At 57.4% G+C, this 15725-nt stretch carries 18 protein-coding genes; 6 read left to right on the forward strand and 12 right to left on the reverse strand.

The features are described from left to right. Positions 1-92 precede the first annotated feature (92 nt). On the forward strand, positions 93-503 hold the full coding sequence (gene cueR / locus OTG14_RS00970; RefSeq protein WP_024906861.1) for a Cu(I)-responsive transcriptional regulator: 411 nt from the start codon (positions 93-95) through the stop codon (positions 501-503). Here the strand turns inward: cueR and OTG14_RS00975 are convergent. From OTG14_RS00975 to OTG14_RS00985, 3 genes are read right to left on the reverse strand one after another with little or no spacing between them, the layout of a single operon-like run. Then, the gene (locus OTG14_RS00975) at positions 500-952 is read right to left on the reverse strand and encodes an NfeD family protein (RefSeq protein ID WP_024906862.1); all 453 of its coding nucleotides are present in this window, start codon (positions 950-952) and stop codon (positions 500-502) included. The genes cueR and OTG14_RS00975 overlap by 4 nt on opposite strands. Continuing rightward, a complete protein-coding gene (locus OTG14_RS00980) occupies positions 949-1863 on the reverse strand; it encodes an SPFH domain-containing protein (protein WP_024906863.1) in 915 nt (304 codons plus the stop codon). Before OTG14_RS00980 ends, OTG14_RS00975 begins: the two co-directional genes overlap by 4 nt. A 44-nt stretch (positions 1864-1907) precedes the next feature. Beyond that, complete coding sequence (locus tag OTG14_RS00985; RefSeq protein ID WP_024906864.1) at positions 1908-2747, reverse strand: hypothetical protein; 840 nt, start codon at positions 2745-2747, stop codon at positions 1908-1910. A 143-nt stretch (positions 2748-2890) separates the two neighbouring features. Between OTG14_RS00985 and fetA the strand changes: the two genes are divergently transcribed. Both fetA and fetB read left to right on the forward strand, forming a co-directional pair. Further along, the gene (fetA, locus tag OTG14_RS00990; protein ID WP_032646196.1) at positions 2891-3562 is read left to right on the forward strand and encodes an iron efflux ABC transporter ATP-binding subunit FetA; all 672 of its coding nucleotides are present in this window, start codon (positions 2891-2893) and stop codon (positions 3560-3562) included. Continuing rightward, positions 3555-4337 (forward strand): iron efflux ABC transporter permease subunit FetB, encoded by a 783-nt coding sequence (gene fetB, locus OTG14_RS00995; RefSeq protein ID WP_024906866.1) that lies wholly within the window; start codon positions 3555-3557, stop codon positions 4335-4337. Before fetA ends, fetB begins: the two co-directional genes overlap by 8 nt. Positions 4338-4386: 49 nt before the next feature. Here fetB and OTG14_RS01000 read toward each other — a convergent pair whose 3' ends face one another. From OTG14_RS01000 to tesA, 3 genes are read right to left on the reverse strand one after another with little or no spacing between them, the layout of a single operon-like run. Next, positions 4387-5241 (reverse strand): co-chaperone YbbN, encoded by an 855-nt coding sequence (locus OTG14_RS01000; RefSeq protein WP_024906867.1) that lies wholly within the window; start codon positions 5239-5241, stop codon positions 4387-4389. A gap of 58 nt (positions 5242-5299) precedes the next feature. Continuing rightward, positions 5300-6070, reverse strand: coding sequence for an SDR family oxidoreductase (locus OTG14_RS01005; protein WP_014882827.1), 771 nt, complete (start codon positions 6068-6070; stop codon positions 5300-5302). A gap of 28 nt (positions 6071-6098) precedes the next feature. Then, on the reverse strand, positions 6099-6722 hold the full coding sequence (gene tesA / locus OTG14_RS01010) for a multifunctional acyl-CoA thioesterase I/protease I/lysophospholipase L1 (RefSeq protein ID WP_267215181.1): 624 nt from the start codon (positions 6720-6722) through the stop codon (positions 6099-6101). On the opposite strand from tesA, the gene ybbA reads away from it, so the two are divergent. From ybbA to OTG14_RS01025, 3 genes are all read left to right on the forward strand, one after another. Then, positions 6693-7379 carry a putative ABC transporter ATP-binding protein YbbA gene (gene ybbA, locus OTG14_RS01015; RefSeq protein WP_008499319.1) on the forward strand — a complete coding sequence of 229 codons (687 nt, stop codon included), beginning with the start codon at positions 6693-6695 and terminating at the stop codon, positions 7377-7379. The genes tesA and ybbA overlap by 30 nt on opposite strands. Further along, complete coding sequence (gene ybbP, locus OTG14_RS01020; protein WP_267214453.1) at positions 7376-9790, forward strand: putative ABC transporter permease subunit YbbP; 2415 nt, start codon at positions 7376-7378, stop codon at positions 9788-9790. The genes ybbA and ybbP overlap by 4 nt, the downstream gene beginning before the upstream one ends. A 183-nt stretch (positions 9791-9973) precedes the next feature. Next, positions 9974-11119, forward strand: coding sequence for a porin (locus OTG14_RS01025; protein ID WP_024906872.1), 1146 nt, complete (start codon positions 9974-9976; stop codon positions 11117-11119). Between the two features lie 123 nt (positions 11120-11242). Here OTG14_RS01025 and mnmH read toward each other — a convergent pair whose 3' ends face one another. The 6 genes from mnmH to ppiB all read right to left on the reverse strand — a co-directional run bounded on the left by mnmH (position 11243) and on the right by ppiB (position 15709). Next, positions 11243-12313 (reverse strand): tRNA 2-selenouridine(34) synthase MnmH, encoded by a 1071-nt coding sequence (gene mnmH, locus OTG14_RS01030; protein ID WP_267214454.1) that lies wholly within the window; start codon positions 12311-12313, stop codon positions 11243-11245. 84 nt (positions 12314-12397) lie between these two features. Next, positions 12398-13465 carry a 5-(carboxyamino)imidazole ribonucleotide synthase gene (purK, locus tag OTG14_RS01035; RefSeq protein WP_061715844.1) on the reverse strand — a complete coding sequence of 356 codons (1068 nt, stop codon included), beginning with the start codon at positions 13463-13465 and terminating at the stop codon, positions 12398-12400. Further along, entirely contained in the window at positions 13462-13971 is a 510-nt protein-coding gene (gene purE / locus OTG14_RS01040; RefSeq protein ID WP_014882834.1) for a 5-(carboxyamino)imidazole ribonucleotide mutase, read from the reverse strand. Before purE ends, purK begins: the two co-directional genes overlap by 4 nt. A 171-nt stretch (positions 13972-14142) precedes the next feature. Next, on the reverse strand, positions 14143-14352 hold the full coding sequence (locus tag OTG14_RS01045) for a YdgH/BhsA/McbA-like domain containing protein (RefSeq protein ID WP_024906875.1): 210 nt from the start codon (positions 14350-14352) through the stop codon (positions 14143-14145). Between the two features lie 136 nt (positions 14353-14488). After that, on the reverse strand, positions 14489-15211 hold the full coding sequence (lpxH, locus tag OTG14_RS01050) for a UDP-2,3-diacylglucosamine diphosphatase (protein ID WP_024906876.1): 723 nt from the start codon (positions 15209-15211) through the stop codon (positions 14489-14491). A gap of 3 nt (positions 15212-15214) precedes the next feature. Further along, positions 15215-15709, reverse strand: a complete 495-nt coding sequence (ppiB, locus tag OTG14_RS01055; RefSeq protein ID WP_008499327.1) for a peptidylprolyl isomerase B — start codon at positions 15707-15709, stop codon at positions 15215-15217. Positions 15710-15725: the final 16 nt, after the last annotated feature.

The raw sequence follows: 15725 nt of genomic DNA on the forward strand, positions 1-15725 counted from the left end.
AATATTTTGGTCAGTTGTTGACCGGAGTAACGCTTTTTACTAACTGTTATGAAGGTTAAACCTTCCATCAAGGGGAAGGTCAAGGGGGAAATGTGAATATCAGTGATGTGGCAAAAAAAACCGGCTTAACCAGCAAGGCAATCCGCTTTTATGAAGAGAAGGGGCTGGTCACGCCGCCGCTGCGCAGCGAAAACGGCTACCGCAGCTATACGAAACTGCATATTGATGAGCTGACGCTGCTGCGCCAGGCAAGACAGGTCGGGTTTAATCTGGAAGAGTGCGGCGAGCTGGTTAACCTGTTCAACGATCCGAAGCGTCACAGCGCCGACGTGAAAAAACGCACGCTGGAAAAAGTGGCCGAGATTGAACGCCACATCACCGAGCTGCAGGCGATGCGCGAACAGCTGCTGCAGCTCGCGGAGTCCTGTCCGGGGGATGACAGCGCCGACTGCCCGATAATCGACAATCTTGCCGGCTGCTGCCACCGTAAGGCCTCTGCCTAACAGGCTTTCACCCGCAGGGTAATGCCTTCCACCGCAATGACCTCAACCCGCGTGCCGGCGCTGAGGTCGTCGTCGGCGACCACCGGCCACGAGCTGTCGCCCACCCGCATATGCCCCCGCCCGTTTACCAGGGCGGTATCGAGCGTAAAACGTTTGCCGACAATTTGCTGCCCGCGCTGGTTAAGGTGCGCGTCGACCGGTTTCTGCTCGTTAACCCGCCGGTTGAGCCAGCGCCACCACAGCCACGCGGCCACCAGCGTGAGCACGGCAAACAGTGCGCCCTGCCACGCCCACTCCAGGGGAAGGATCCAGACCAGAAGGCCCGTAATGACGGCGGCAACACCGCTCCAGAGCAGGTAGCCGTTGCCGCCCAGCATCTCCGCCGCCAGCAATAAGCCACCGAGGCTTAGCCAGAAGGCATGAGGATGTGCAACGATCAGCTCAATCATTTTTTACGCTCGTTTCCGCTGTCCTTGATCAGTTCGGCAATACCGGCGATAGAGCCCATCAGGCTGCTGGCATCCAGCGGCATCATCACCACTTTGCTGTTGTTCGCCGAGCCAATCTGTTTCAGGGCGTCGGTATATTTTTGCGCGACAAAGTAGTTCACGGCCTGGATATCACCGGCGGCAATCGCCTCAGACACCATTTGGGTGGCGCGGGCTTCCGCTTCGGCCGAACGTTCACGCGCTTCAGCCTGTAAGAATGCGGACTGACGATCGCCTTCCGCTTTCAGGATCTGCGACTGTTTTTCACCTTCCGCTTTGAGGATCTCCGCCTGACGCACCCCTTCAGCTTCCAGAATATAGGCGCGCTTGGTTCGCTCGGCCTTCATCTGGGCGTTCATGGAGGCGATCAGCTCCGCCGGTGGGCGCACGTCGCGGATCTCGATGCGGGTGACCTTGATCCCCCACGGGTTGGTGGCCTCATCGACAATGTGCAGCAGGCGGGTGTTGATGCTGTCGCGCTGGGAAAGCATCTCGTCCAGCTCCATCGAGCCGAGCACGGTACGAATGTTGGTCATCGTCAGGTTAACGATCGCCAGCTCCAGGTTGCTCACCTCATAGGCCGCTTTTGGCGCATCAATCACCTGAATAAAGCAGACGGCGTCGATGGTGACGTTGGCGTTATCTTTGGAGATCACTTCCTGGGACGGAATGTCCAGAACCTGCTCCATCATGTTGATCTTGCGACCAATTCTGTCCATGAACGGAACAATCAGGCTTAAGCCAGGCTGGAGTGTGTTGGTGTATCGACCGAAACGCTCAACGGTCCACTGATAACCCTGAGGGACAATTTTGACGCCGGCGCCCACGATAACCAGCGCAACGAAAATAAGGACAGGAACAACGATAAGCATAAAAACCTCCTGTTTTGCATGCTGTGACGAGTGAAAGTGTGTGTTTATTGCTCGTAAGTATAGGTAAAGTCAGAGATGAATCCATCACCCGCTTCAGCAATGGCTTTCGATAATCCCTCGTAGTAATTCTCCAGCCCCAGCGCTTCGATACGCTGGATCTGTTCGCGAATGGGGGCGCAGAACAGTACGGCATTCCCCGCTTCAACGCGCTTGTTATTCGGTGGAAGGTCGCCCGCGATGGCTTTAAACCAGGTTCTGATACCCTGCTTTAAATTATGCGGCGCTTTTGTCAGATTATCCATGCCCGTCAGGACCTGCAGGGTAGGGAACTCATCGGCCAGCACGGCGGTTTTCATTCGTGCAAAGAACTGACGGAACAATTCAAACGATCCCAGATCGGTCACGCGTGGTTTGGTGGTTTTACCGTTCTTATTGCCGATTTTACCTGCGGCCGGAACCGCATTCACCTTTTCCAGCTCCAGCCCAAATAACAAATTACAGTGCGCGCGGCGTTCTTTCAGCGGGTAGGACATCAGCACGTCAATGAACTGAGTGGCTTTTACATCCGCAAGATTGTGGTTGATAAGCCACTGGGTGCGTGAAAATTCCGCCGGAGAGACGAACCAGTCGGGTACGTCATTGAAACGTTTTGATTTTCCCTTACCGTCAAATTCAAGGAAGTGTGTCCCGTTGTCGAAGGCGAAATAGCAATTTTTGAAGCTGCCGATCGTGGTGTTCACGATGAGCGCCTTCTTAACAAAATCCACCACCTCTGCACCAATGACAAAACGCGTGAGTTCCGACGATTTGATGACTTCCATTAATGTTTCGACATCAGGAACACCAGGCTTCAGGGAAGGAAACTCATAAAAGATATGTGCCATGTCGCATACTTCCTGTAGTGATGGTGGTGACAAATAACAAACAAAAAGTTTAACACTTGCTTTAGCGTGAGGCTATTCGCTCTGTGCGGGCGAAAGGATTATGCTACAGACGGTTATGACAAAAAGCGGTTAACGGAAGCGCAATGAACGATAAAAAAAACGTATTACTTCTCAGGGATGTCGGATTTCGGGTCGGGGAAAACACGATCCTGCAGCACGTCGGGTTTAGCCTGTCGCCGGGCGAGTTTAAATTAATCACGGGCCCCTCAGGCTGCGGCAAAAGCACGCTGTTGAAAATCGTGGCCTCACTCCTCAGCCCGACGGAGGGAACCATTCTGTTTGAAGGACAGGATATTGCGTCGCTCTCTCCGGAAAGCTATCGCCAGCAGGTCTCCTATTGCGTGCAAACGCCCGTGCTTTTTGGCGATACGGTTTATGACAACCTGATTTTCCCGTGGCAAATCCGCAATAAAACGCCGGAGCCGGAACAGTTTATAAACGATCTGGCCCGCTTTGGCCTGGCGCAGGAGACGCTGACCAAATCCATCAACGCGCTGTCGGGCGGAGAAAAGCAGCGCGTCTCGCTGATCCGCAACCTGCAGTTTTTACCGAAGGTGTTGTTGCTTGACGAAATCACCAGCGCGCTGGATGACGTCAACAAGCGCAACGTCAACGAGATTATTCATCGCTACGCCCGGGAGCAAAATATTGCCGTGCTGTGGGTGACGCACGATGCTAACGAAATAACCCATGCGGATGACGTGATTACGCTTCAGCCGCACGGCGGAAAAATGCAGGAGGCAAACCGTGGGTGAACATAACATTACCAACGAATCGCTGGCCTTTTCGATGGTGCTGGTATTGATTGCGATTGTGGTCAGCTACCGCGAAAAGCTGGGGCTGGAAAAAGATATTGTGTGGAGCATCTGCCGCGCGGTGATTCAGCTCATCATCGTCGGCTATGTGCTGAAGTATATCTTCAACGTTAACCACGCGGTGCTGACGCTGCTGATGGTGCTCTTTATCTGCTTTAACGCGGCGTGGAATGCGAAAAAACGCAGTAAATACATTGATAAAGCGTTTATCTCGTCGTTTATCGCCATTACCACCGGGACGGCGCTCACGCTGGCGGTGCTGGTGCTCTCCGGCTCGATTGAGTTTACGCCGATGCAGGTTATCCCTATTTCCGGGATGATTGCGGGAAACGCGATGGTGGCCGTTGGGCTCTGTTACAACAACCTTGGCCAGCGATTCAGCAGTGAACAGCAGCAGCTACAGGAGAAACTAAGCCTGGGGGCAACGCCAAAAGTGGCCTCGGCGCGGCTGATTCGCGAGAGCATTCGTTCATCGCTGATCCCAACGGTAGATTCCGCCAAAACGGTGGGGCTGGTGAGCCTGCCGGGCATGATGTCGGGGCTGATTTTTGCCGGTATCGATCCGGTAAAAGCGATTAAGTATCAGATCATGGTGACGTTTATGCTGCTTTCCACGGCAAGCCTGTCGACCATCATTGCCTGCTACCTGACCTATCGGAAGTTTTACAACGCGCGTCACCAGCTGGTGGTGACGCAATTAAAGAAAACGGGTTAAGCCTGTTTTGTAGGCCCGGTAAGCGTTAGCGCCACCGGGCATTTTTTTGTTAGTAGAGCAACGCGTACAGCTGACGACGATACTTCGACGCCAGCGCGTCTCCGGTGCCCAGTGCGGCCAGGATCTCCTGGAACATCTTGCGCGCCTGACCGTCTGCGGCAGCGAGGTCTTTTTGCAGATGACTGAACAGCAGCTCCAGCGCCTCTTCGTTACGCCCTACCTGGTGCAGCTGCAGCGCCAGCTGGCTTGCCAGCGCGGCATCCGCCGGGTTGTCGGCAACCTGCTGCTGCAGCTGCTGAATTTCCGGGGTGTCCGCCGCCTGTTTCAGCAGCTCAATTTGTGCGACCAGCCCCTGATAGCGGGTATCCTGATCCTGCAGCGGAACGGTCTTGAGTACGGCTTCCGCGTCTTCTGAACGGTGCAGGGCGATCTGCGTTTCCGCCAGCAGCAGGCCAATCTGGCTGTTTTGATTCGACAGCTGCCATGCGTCTTTGAGCAGCGGCAGCGCCTCGTCGTATTTGCCTTCCTGCATCAGCGCCATGCCTTCCTGCGCCTTCAGCTCTTCTTCGCGCGGCAGCACTTTATCCAGCAGGGCGCGGATAGCCTCTTCCGGCTGCGGCCCCTGGAAGCCGTCAACAGGCTGACCGTTCTGGAACAGATAGACGGTAGGAATGGCGCGCAGACCAAACTGGGACGCCACCATCGGCTCGGCGTCGCAGTCCAGCTTCGCGAGAATGAACTGACCGTTGTACTGGGCGGCAAGGCTTTCCAGCACCGGCGTCAGCTGCAGGCAGTGTTGGCTGCGTTCAGACCAGAAGTAGAACAGCACCGGTTTGGTCATCGACTGTTCAAGGGTCTGTTGCAGGTTAGCTTCTGTAATATTGACGATATTCTGTACGGACATGCGGCTTTCTCTTTTGTCGGTTTGTTCTTTACATGGGGATGCGCGTCGTCGCTTCAACTCAGCCGTGTAAAATTTTGTCCATCATCCGGCCCGGCAGCAGGCGTTTTAACCAGCCTACGGCATGGGTGACCAGCGTCACCGGATAGCGCATTTTGGGATGTTCGCTCTCAAAAGCATGGCGCACTTTGGCCACCACTGCCTCTGGCCCGAGGGTAAAACGTGCGGCAATACCGGGGTTCTCGACCGGTTTATCCGCCTGCGTCTGGTTCACGTTTTCGGTAAAGCGGGTGCGAATTGGGCCGGGTTCAATCAGGCTGACCTTAATGCCGCTGTGGCGTAGCTCCATGCGCAGGGCGTCGGACCAGGCCTCCAGCGCATATTTGCTGGCGGCGTAGGCGCCGCGTCCCGGGGTGGAAATCAGCCCCATCACCGACGACGTCATCACGATGCGCCCTTCACCGTGCGGCAGCATCGCGGGAAGCAGACGCATGGTGAGCTGATGCACGCCGAAGAAATTGGTGGAAAACTGCTTCTCCAGCGTTTCGCGGGAGAGGGTATCCAGCGGGCCATACACGCCGTAGCCGGCATTGTTAAACAGCCCGTACAGACGATTATCGGTCAGCGCGATCACCTCATCGGCGGCGCGCTCAACGCTCTCCGGCGAGTCCATATCCAGCAGCACGCCGGTAAAGCCCAGCCCGTTCATGCGTTCGACATCGTCGGGTTTGCGGCAGGCCGCCAGGACCCGAAACCCCTGGCGCTTCAATTCGAGCGCGCTTTCCAGACCGATTCCACTGGAACATCCTGTAATTAAGACCGATTTTTGCATAACTTTACCTGTCAGGATCTCCGCTTAATCAGGAGTCATGTTTAACTAAAGGAGCCAGCCGCGTTGCCATCCAGTCGGCAATAAACGGCTGCGCATCGCGATTGGGGTGGATCCCGTCGTCTTGCATCCACTGGGGTTTGAGATAGACCTCTTCCATGAAAAATGGCAGCAGCGGAATATCAAACTCTTTGGCAAGCTTAGGGTAGATCGCGCTAAAGGCTTCATTATACCGACGACCGTAGTTGGCGGGCAGGCGAATTTGCATCAGCAGCGGCTGAGCGTTTGCCGCCCTGATGTCCTGCAAAATGGTGCGCAGCGTTTGCTCGGTTTGCTGAGGCTGGAAACCGCGCAGGCCATCATTACCGCCAAGCTCCACCAGCACCCAGCGCGGCTGATGCTGTTTGAGCAGCGCAGGCAGGCGCGACAGGCCCTGCTGCGAGGTATCACCGCTGATGCTGGCGTTGATTACAGACGTTTTGCTCTGCCATTTTTCATTGAGCAGAGCGGGCCAGGCCGCGCTGGCCGCCATGCGATAGCCTGCGCTCAGGCTGTCGCCAAGAACCAGTAACGTGTCCGCTGCCGCCGCGCGGAAGGTCATCAGAATCAAAAACAGGAAGGGCAAATGCCAGCGGAAAACAGTGTTGAAGTTCATCATCTTAAGAAGTCCGTCGGTCAGGGGGAACACGAGCTTTCCATCCTTACTGGAGTTGAACTCGTTGTCAAACGCGCTGAAACCATCGCGCTGATTGGCGAATCCGGTTCCGGTAAGTCCACGCTGCTGGCGATTTTGGCCGGTCTGGACGACGGCAGCAGCGGCGAGGTCCACCTTGTCGGGCAGCCGCTGCATCAGCTTGATGAAGAGGCGCGGGCCGCGCTGCGCGCGCGTCACGTTGGTTTTGTCTTTCAGTCCTTTATGCTGATCCCGACCCTGAACGCGCTGGAAAACGTCGAGCTCCCGGCGCTGCTGCGCGGTGAAAATAGCCGTGAAAGCCGCGCTCACGCGAAGGCGCTGCTGGAACAGCTCGGTCTGGGTAAACGTCTCGACCATCTTCCCGCCCAGCTTTCTGGCGGTGAGCAGCAGCGCGTGGCGCTGGCCCGCGCGTTTAACGGCCGTCCTGAGGTGCTGTTTGCCGATGAGCCTACCGGCAACCTTGACCGTAAAACCGGAGACCGGATTGCCGACCTGCTGTTTTCGCTCAACCGCGAGCACGGCACTACGCTGATCCTCGTGACCCACGATCCGCAGCTCGCCGCCCGCTGCGACCGCCGCCTGCGGCTGGTCAACGGTGTTCTGCAGGAGGAGGCATGATTACCCGCTGGTTCTGGCGCGAGTGGCGCTCGCCCTCGCTGCTGATTGTCTGGCTGGCGTTAAGCCTGGCGGTGGCCTGCGTGCTGGCGCTCGGCAGCGTCAGCGACCGGATGGAAAAAGGGCTCAGCCAGCAGAGCCGGGAGTTTATGGCGGGAGACCGGGCGCTGCAAAGCTCCCGCCCCGTGCCGCCGGGCTGGATTGACGAAGCGCGTAAAGAAGGGCTGAAGGTGGGGGAGCAGGTAAGCTTCCAGACCATGACCTTTGCGGGCGACACGCCGCAGCTGGCGAGCGTCAAGGCCGTCGATGACATCTACCCGATGTACGGTGACTTGCAGACCCGCCCGCCGGGATTAAAGCCCACGCCCGGTACGGTGCTGCTGGCATCGCGTCTGATGGCGCTGCTGAATCTGAAACCCGGCGACAGTATCGACGTCGGCGACGCCACCCTCAAAATTGCCGGGGAAGTGGTACAGGAACCTGACTCTGGGTTTAACCCGTTCCAGCTTGCGCCGCGCCTGCTGATGAACACCGCGGACGTAGCAGCAACCCATGCGGTACAGCCGGGCAGCCGCGTTACCTGGCGCTATAAGTTTGGCGGCACGCCTGCCCAGCTTGACGCATATGAAAAATGGCTTCTGCCGCAGCTCAAACCGGAACACCGCTGGTACGGGCTGGAGCAGGACGAGGGGGCGCTCGGTAAATCTCTGGAGCGCTCTCAGCAGTTCCTGCTGCTGTCGGCCCTGTTGACCCTGCTGCTGGCGGTGGCGGCGGTGGCCGTGGCGATGGGGCACTACTGCCGCAGCCGCTACGACCTGGTGGCGATCCTCAAAACCCTGGGGGCGGGCCGGGCGCAACTGCGCAAGCTGATTGTCGGTCAGTGGCTGATGCTGCTGGTCCTGTCCGCGCTGACCGGCGGAATAATGGGGCTGCTGTTTGAAAAGCTGCTGATGGTGATGCTGAAACCGGTGCTCCCGGCCGCATTGCCGCCGGCCAGCCTCTGGCCGTGGCTGTGGGCAATCGGCGCGATGACGGTCATTTCGCTGCTGGTAGGGCTACGCCCCTACCGACTGCTGCTCGCCACGCAGCCGCTGCGTGTGCTCCGCAGCGATGTGGTGGCGAACGTCTGGCCGCTGAAGTTCTACCTTCCGGTGATTATTGCGGTGGCGGCGGGGCTGCTGGCGTGGCTGATGGGGGGCAGCACGCTGCTTTGGGCGGTACTGGCCGGGGCGGTTGTGCTGGCGCTGCTGTGCGGCGTGCTGGGCTGGATACTGCTCAACGTCCTGAAGAGGCTAACGGTAAAATCCCTGCCCGTGCGCCTGGCGGTCAACCGCCTGCTGCATCAGCCCTGGTCAACGCTCAGCCAGCTGTCGGCCTTTTCTCTGTCGTTTATGCTGCTGGCGCTGCTTTTAGTGCTGCGCGGCGATCTGCTCGATCGCTGGCAGCAGCAGCTTCCCCCGGAAAGCCCGAACTATTTTCTGATCAACATTGCCCCAGAACAGGTCACTCCGCTAAAGGGTTTCCTGTCGGAGCATCACATTATCCCTGAGTCGTTCTATCCCATCGTTCGCGCGCGTCTGACGCAGATCAACGGGCAGCCAACGGAGGGGAACAAGGACGAGTCGCTTAACCGCGAGCTGAACCTGACCTGGCAGGAGAAACGCCCTGACCACAACCCGATAACCGCTGGCATCTGGCCGCCGAAAGCGGGAGAGGTGTCGATGGAGGAGGGGCTGGCGACGCGCCTGAACGTGAAGCTGGGAGACAGCGTCACCTTCACAGGGGATACCCAGGATTTTACCGCGAAAGTGACCAGCCTGCGTAAAGTGGACTGGGAAAGCCTGCGGCCAAACTTCTTCTTTATCTTCCCGCCGGGCGCGCTGGACGGTCAGCCGCAGAGCTGGCTGACCAGCTTCCGCTGGGAAAACGGCAACGGCATGCTGACCCAGCTTAACCGGGAGTTTCCGACGGTCAGCCTGCTGGATATTGGGGCGATCCTGAAGCAGGTAGGGCAAGTTCTGGAGCAGGTGAGCCGCGCGCTGGAGGTCATGGTGGTGCTGGTGACAATCTGCGGCGTGCTGTTGCTGCTGGCCCAGGTGCAGGTAGGCATGCGCCAGCGCCATCAGGAGCTGGTGGTCTACCGCACGCTGGGGGCCGGAAAGCGGCTGCTGCGGATGACGCTCTGGAGCGAGTTTGCGCTGCTGGGGCTGGTGGCGGGTCTGGTGGCAGCCATTGGCGCAGAGACGGCGCTGGCGGTGTTGCAGACAAAAGTCTTCGACTTCCCGTGGGAGCCTGACTGGCGTCTCTGGTTGATCCTGCCTCTCTGTGGCGCGGTGCTGCTTTCACTCTGCGGAGGCTGGCTCGGCACGCGGCTGTTAAAGGGCAAAGCCCTGTTCCGTCAGTTCGCGAGTTGATTTAGCACGGTGAAAGTTACGCACCGGTTTCAAATGCCGGTGCGTAGTGTTTAAAAAGCACAAAGTGATAATACCCACTCATTTAGTAGCACAAAACATTAAAAACCCGACCACACAGCCCGATTATTTCCAGTTAATATTCACCCGCTAAATATTTAGCAGCGTGTCTATTAAGGAAAAATAATGACTATAAAAAAATCAGCGCTGGCGGCAACGATCGGCGCGGCAGTGGCATTGACTACCTTCGCTTCTCAGGCGGAAATCACCGTTCTTAAGCAGGATCCTCAGGCGGGTAACCCGCTGAGCCGCCTGAACTTCACCGTGGGTGGGAGTATCCGTCCACAGTTCAACATGATGACCGGTGACGGCGACAAAGGTTCTTACAAGCGTAACGGCTTCGACGGCGGCACCCGTTTCCGTTTCGCAGCAGATTACTACCTGTTTGATGACATCAGTTGGGTAAGCTACTACGAGCTGGGCGTGAACTTCCCTGCAATGTTCAACTGGGACAACCACTACAGCGAAAGCGACCACGACACGACGCGTCGTATGCTCTACACCGGGCTGAAGAGCGACACCTGGGGTACGCTGACCTTCGGTCAACAGAACAGCGTTTACTATGATGTGGTGGGCGCGAAAACCGATATCTGGGACTACGACATGATCGGTCAGGCACCAGGTAACGGGATCAAAGGCGATTACGACGGCTCTTACCGTTCACGTAATATGCTGAAATATAAGAAAACCGTGGGCGATGCTGACATTTATGCATCCTACCTGTTTGAAGACAGCGAATACCTGCCGGGCAACGGCCTGCGCTACAAGCGTAAAGGCGGCGGTTCACTGGGTCTGGATTACCACCTGACCACCGATCTGACCTGGGGCGCCGCGTGGAACTACACCCGTGCGGATATGCGTAACCCGGCCAATGGCGACAGCAAAACCTACGACCAAAACATCCTCGGTACCGCGCTGAGCTGGACCCCGGACAACTGGACATTCTCCGTTGGCGGCGGCTGGTATCAGAACTTCATGACCACCAAAAAAGTGTCTGTTAACGACTACTTCGCCGGTGATGCATGGGGTATTGAATACTTTGCGGGCTACAAGTTCCCAATTGGTCAGTATGCGGTTAAATCTATCCAGCCTTACTTCATGGGCGACCGTATTGACTACGTGAATGGCCGCAACTACCAGCGCATCGACAACGGCGTGGGTATCAGCTTCCAGCTGGATTACGGTTTCCGCGTGGACTACGAGCACGTGTTCACCTCCAGCACCGACGACCTGGGCGACATGAACCTGGTGCGTCTGCGTTACGACTTCTAAGTGATCTTGTAGGGTGCGGCCTGATGCCCTCACCCTGACCCTCTCCCACGGGGAGAGGGAACAAACATTAAAAACGGCAACCCTGGTTGCCGTTTTGCTTTTACCTCGCCACCCGGCTTTCTTTTAGCGATTAAGCCAGTCAGCTACCTCGCCGTACGTCCCGCGATACACAATCTTCTCCGCCTTTTTCTCCAGCTGATAGCCGTACATCGGGTCGTAATAGTCCTTCAGCAGCGGCGCAAGCCAGCTGAAGTGCGCATCCGTGCTGCCAGTACGTTGTTGTTTGACAAGCGCGGCGTCCAGTAAGACGGTAAATTCCGCAAAGCGCTGCAGCCCCAGACGGCGGCGAATGGCGAACAGGCCGTGGTGCAGGTACTCGCTGTACTCTTTCCAGCCCGCTTCTTCGCCGTAGGCAGCAGAAAAATCTGCCCACATATGGTCGAAATACTCTTCGCGCAGGCGTTCAAGACGGATCTCAAACGGATCCTCTACCACCACGATAGGCGCTTCAACCATGCGGTCACGCAGGCACTCCGGCAGGTGGTTGGAGCCAATCATCCGGCCTTCATCTTCCAGCACCCAGCGCGCGGCGTCTTTTTTCAATAGCTCAACCGCAAGGTGGTTTTCAAAGCTCGCCTGGGAAAGCTGCGGCGTGAGCGTGCGGCCAAAAGACGAACCGCGATGGTGCGCCAGCCCTTCCAGATCGATGCCCTGTGCGTGCTGCTTCACCAGCAGGGTTTTACCGTTTCCGGTACAGCCGCCGATAAGCACTATCGGCTTTTGTGACTGCTCAATCGTCACCTGAATCGCCGTCTGGCGCAGGGCTTTATAGCCGCCGCGGATCAGCGGGTAGTCGATGCCCGCCTCTTTAAGCCAGGCCTGCGAGATGTGCGAGCGCTGACCGCCGCGCGCGCAGCAGAGAAAGCCCTCAGGATGGGCAAGGCTGGCTTCACGCCAGGCGTTAATACGTGTCTCACGCGTCTCGCCGTTCACCAGACTATGGCCAAGCGCCAGCGCGGCCTCGGGGCCCTGGCGTTTATAGCAGGTGCCGACGGCGGCGCGTTCGTCGTCATTCATCAACGGCAGGTTAATGGCGGCGGGCATCGCACCCTGGGCAAATTCAATCGGCGCGCGAACGTCGATTAAAGGGGTATCAGACGCGAGGATCGCGCGATAGTCCGTTCCATCGTTCATGGTTATTCCAGAAGAAAACTCAGCAGCAATGGGCGGGGATTGTACGCCGGGGAAGGGGAAGGTCAACTCCCCGGCGCAGATGTCTTACTTGAGCTTTGACTGTGCCCAGACGATACCGCTCGCATATTCCGGCGGCAGGAGAGGGATCATGGCTTCCAGGGTGGCGCTCAGGCGGCCCGTGTCGCTGTCGTTCAGGTTCAGGTGACCGACCTTACGACCCGCGCGAACCTCTTTGTCATACCAGTGCAGATGCACCAGCGGCAGCTTCAGCCAGTCGTAGTTCAGATCGGTGCCGATCAGGTTGATCATCACCGACGGGCTGTCCACCACCGGCTGCGGCAGCGGCAGGTCGGTGATCGCGCGCAGGTGCAGTTCGAACTGGCTGATGGACGCGCCGTTTTGCGTCCAGTGGCCGCTGTTGTGCACGCGCGGTGCAAGTTCGTTGATCAGCAGACCGGACGGGGTGATAAAGCACTCCATCGCCATGACGCCCACATATCCGAGTTCGTGCATGATGGCAGAAAGCATCTCTTCTGCCTGCGCCTGCTGCTCAGCATTGGCGTGCGGGAAGGCGACGCTGGTGCGCAGAATACCGTCCTGATGCAGGTTATGCGTCAGCGGATAAAAGACGGTATGTCCGTCGTGCCCGCGTGCGCCAACCAGTGACACTTCACCGCTAAAGTTGATGCCCTGCTCAACGATGCATTCGCCGTAGCAGTCGTCCGGCAGCTCGGCAGTGTCGTCTGCGCGCAGACGCCACTGGCCACGGCCGTCGTAGCCGCCCACGCGGCGCTTCACGATGGCCAGCTCGCCCAGCATCGCGAAAACATCATTCCACTTGCTTTTATCGGACAGGAGCTGCCACGGCGCGGTCGGCAGGCCGAGCTTGTCGAACAGCTGCTTTTGCGTCAGACGGTCGGCAATGATCGGGAACACGTCGCGGTTTACGAAGGCGTTATGACGCGCCAGTTCGCGGGTCAGCGCGGTTTCCGGCCAGCGTTCGATCTCGGCGGTGATCACGCTCTGGTGGAACGGTACGGCTTCAGGTTCAGCGTCCAGCCCGACGGGCCAGACGGCAATACCCAGCGGCTCACCGGCCTGACGCAGCATGCGGCCTAACTGGCCGTTACCGAGGACGCAAACCTGCTTCATGCCGCACCCCGCGGGTCCGGATTGTCCAGCACTTCGTCGGTCTGGGCTTTACGCCACTCCGCCAGACGCTGATGTAACGCTTTATCGTGCGTCGCCAGGATCTGCGCGGCCAACAGGGCAGCGTTCGCCGCGCCCGCTTTGCCAATCGCCAGCGTCCCGACAGGAATACCGCGCGGCATCTGGACGATGGAGTAGAGGCTGTCCACACCGCTTAACGCGGCGCTTTGTACCGGGACGCCCAGAACCGGCACCAGGGTTTTGGCGGCAATCATGCCCGGCAGGTGTGCTGCGCCGCCCGCACCGGCAATGATCACCTCATAACCGTTCTCTTCGGCGCTTTCGGCGAAGCTGAACAGTTTGTCCGGTGTACGGTGCGCGGAGACCACTTCGACGTGGTGCGGAACATTCAGGATTTCAAAGATTTCGGCGGCGAACTGCATGGTAGCCCAGTCGCTTTTGGACCCCATCACGATGGCGACACGCGCCGGATTATTGCGGGAAGACATGCGTCTTAAAACTCCTGTGGTGCGAAACACACTGCTTTCGAGGGCACAGAGAATAGCATGTTATACGGGCAAGGAAAACGGTTGCGCGGTTAAATCTTGAGCCGTTGTTGCCATCAATTCATAACAAAACAGACCGCATTCTGGCGGTCTGTTTTTGTCGAAGGGCAATCATTATTTCGTCAGTTCTGCGGTCATATACACGCGGTTGTCGACCTTCGCGCTGGTGATTTTGTAAGACGCGCCCTGTTCAGCAGCCTGTGCAGCAATTTTCGCTTCTGCGCGGTCAAGGGTTGAACCGGTTGCGCTGACGCTCTGCGCGAAAGCGCCGAAGGAAGCCAGGGAAAGAGCGGTAACTGCAACGAAAGTTTTGATGGATTTCATGGTCGTATTCCTTAAGTAATTTATCTGGGATAGGGCGTGCTGCCCTGATGTGATAAATAATAGGCCGACCACGGGCTGATTAAAATCGAAACAATTTGCCAATATTGTTCAAAAAAATAGAATGAACTGTAAGGGGTTAAAACGGAAAAGCGATCAGCTCCACACCCTCTGGCGTGACTTTGACCATGGATCCTTCTGAGTGCCATGCACCCAACACCACGCGATGGGCCGGTTCGCCGTTGGCGATAAGGGAATGCACGTCTGGACGATGGGTATGCCCGTGGATCAACCACTGAACGCCATGTTTTTCCATCACGTTGACCACCGCGTGAGGATTAACGTCCATGATGGTCATGGATTTGCTGCTGTTGGCGGCTTTACTGCCCGCGCGCATTCTGGCGGCGATGCGGTTGCGGATAAACAGCGGCAGGGCAAGGAACACCTTCTGGATCCACGGGGTGTGGACTTTAGCGCGAAACGCCAGGTAGCCGGTATCGTCGGTGCAGAGCGTGTCGCCGTGCATGATCAGCACCTTGCGGCCGTAGAGGTCGAGCACCTGTTCTTCCGGCAGCAGCGTCATGCCGCTTTCACGGGCGTAGCGCTTGCCGATCAGGAAATCACGGTTGCCGTGAATGAAGTAGCAGGGGACGCCGGAATCCACCAGCGCTTTAATGGCCGAAGCCATTTCACGGTGCAGCGGGTTAGGATCGTCGTCGCCAATCCAGGCTTCAAAGAGGTCGCCCAGGATGTACAGCGCATCGGCGCTTTTCGCTTCACCGCGTAAAAAACGCAGAAAACCGGCGGTTATCGCCGGTTCTTCTGTTTGCAGATGCAGATCCGCAATAAAGAGTGTCGCCACGAATTACTCGCTGACGGTCACGCTTGTAATCACAACGTCTTCTTTCGGAACGTCCTGGTGCATACCGCTGCGGCCAGTAGAGACGGCTTTGATCTTGTCAACCACGTCCATACCTTCAACCACTTCTGCGAATACGCAGTAGCCCCAACCCTGCAGGCTTTCGCCGGAGAAGTTCAGGAAGTCGTTGTCCGCCACGTTAATGAAGAACTGCGCGGTTGCAGAGTGAGGTGCCTGAGTACGCGCCATCGCCAGCGTGCCGCGGGTGTTTTTCAGGCCGTTGTTCGCTTCGTTCTTGATCGGCTCTTTAGTGGCTTTCTGGTTCATGCCAGGTTCGAAACCGCCGCCCTGGATCATAAAACCGTTGATCACGCGGTGGAAAATGGTGTTGTTGTAGAAACCTTCGCGGCAGTAGTCCAGGAAGTTTTTAACTGTTTCAGGCGCTTTGTCATCAAAGGTTTTGATTACGATATCGCCATGATTAGTGTGGAAAGTAACCATTTTTGCATCCTGTTCC

The organism is Enterobacter pseudoroggenkampii (assembly GCF_026420145.1).
GTDB classification, from domain to species: Bacteria; Pseudomonadota; Gammaproteobacteria; order Enterobacterales; family Enterobacteriaceae; genus Enterobacter; species Enterobacter pseudoroggenkampii.

What these genes read in the sequence shown, in the direction of transcription:
- ybbP (WP_267214453.1), top strand. Translation starts at nt 7,376, where the DNA reads ATGATTACCCGCTGGTTCTGGCGCGAGTGGCGCTCGCCCTCGCTGCTG.
- OTG14_RS01000 (WP_024906867.1), bottom strand. Translation starts at nt 5,241, where the DNA reads ATGTCCGTACAGAATATCGTCAATATTACAGAAGCTAACCTGCAACAG.
- OTG14_RS00975 (WP_024906862.1), bottom strand. Translation starts at nt 952, where the DNA reads ATGATTGAGCTGATCGTTGCACATCCTCATGCCTTCTGGCTAAGCCTC.
- tesA (WP_267215181.1), bottom strand. Translation starts at nt 6,722, where the DNA reads ATGAACTTCAACACTGTTTTCCGCTGGCATTTGCCCTTCCTGTTTTTG.
- ybbA (WP_008499319.1), top strand. Translation starts at nt 6,693, where the DNA reads ATGCCAGCGGAAAACAGTGTTGAAGTTCATCATCTTAAGAAGTCCGTC.
- OTG14_RS01045 (WP_024906875.1), bottom strand. Translation starts at nt 14,352, where the DNA reads ATGAAATCCATCAAAACTTTCGTTGCAGTTACCGCTCTTTCCCTGGCT.
- OTG14_RS00980 (WP_024906863.1), bottom strand. Translation starts at nt 1,863, where the DNA reads ATGCTTATCGTTGTTCCTGTCCTTATTTTCGTTGCGCTGGTTATCGTG.
- OTG14_RS00985 (WP_024906864.1), bottom strand. Translation starts at nt 2,747, where the DNA reads ATGGCACATATCTTTTATGAGTTTCCTTCCCTGAAGCCTGGTGTTCCT.
- purE (WP_014882834.1), bottom strand. Translation starts at nt 13,971, where the DNA reads ATGTCTTCCCGCAATAATCCGGCGCGTGTCGCCATCGTGATGGGGTCC.
- mnmH (WP_267214454.1), bottom strand. Translation starts at nt 12,313, where the DNA reads ATGAACGATGGAACGGACTATCGCGCGATCCTCGCGTCTGATACCCCT.
- ppiB (WP_008499327.1), bottom strand. Translation starts at nt 15,709, where the DNA reads ATGGTTACTTTCCACACTAATCATGGCGATATCGTAATCAAAACCTTT.
- OTG14_RS01005 (WP_014882827.1), bottom strand. Translation starts at nt 6,070, where the DNA reads ATGCAAAAATCGGTCTTAATTACAGGATGTTCCAGTGGAATCGGTCTG.
- fetA (WP_032646196.1), top strand. Translation starts at nt 2,891, where the DNA reads ATGAACGATAAAAAAAACGTATTACTTCTCAGGGATGTCGGATTTCGG.
- purK (WP_061715844.1), bottom strand. Translation starts at nt 13,465, where the DNA reads ATGAAGCAGGTTTGCGTCCTCGGTAACGGCCAGTTAGGCCGCATGCTG.
- OTG14_RS01025 (WP_024906872.1), top strand. Translation starts at nt 9,974, where the DNA reads ATGACTATAAAAAAATCAGCGCTGGCGGCAACGATCGGCGCGGCAGTG.